The organism is Chromobacterium alticapitis, from assembly GCF_002924365.1.
GTDB lineage: Bacteria > Pseudomonadota > Gammaproteobacteria > Burkholderiales > Chromobacteriaceae > Chromobacterium > Chromobacterium alticapitis.
In genome coordinates this window covers 1-331 of sequence record NZ_PQWB01000095.1, presented here as the reverse complement: position 1 = coordinate 331, position 331 = coordinate 1, and the positions used below count along the sequence as shown (strand labels likewise).

At 52.6% G+C, this 331-nt stretch carries 1 protein-coding gene; it reads left to right on the top strand.

From position 1 onward, the window contains the following. Positions 1–94: 94 nt before the first annotated feature. The coding region (locus tag C2I19_RS17040) for a transposase (protein ID WP_146056852.1) at positions 95–331 on the top strand (237 nt) is incomplete at its 3' end.

Sequence of the window (331 nt, the reverse complement as noted above, 5' to 3'; positions counted from 1 at the left end):
CTAGGGGCTGTTGACGTTTTGAAGCAGGGAGCAGATAGGAGGGGTGCAAACCTGCAGAATTAAGGTTCCTACACCAATCCTCTGCAGGTTTGCGATGCCCCGATTGATGCTCAGTAACGAGCTTTGGTCGAAGCTGGAAAAGATTCTGCTTCAACACGCCATTTACAACAAGCCCGATTTACGAATGACCGTGGAAGGGATGCTCTATCGGATGCGCTGCGGCTGTCCGTGGCGGGACTTGCCGCCAGCCTTTGGCTGTTGGAACACCGTCTACAAGCGTTTCAATGCGTGGTCGGCGGCAGGGAAATGGCTCAAAATTTTCAAAGCCTTA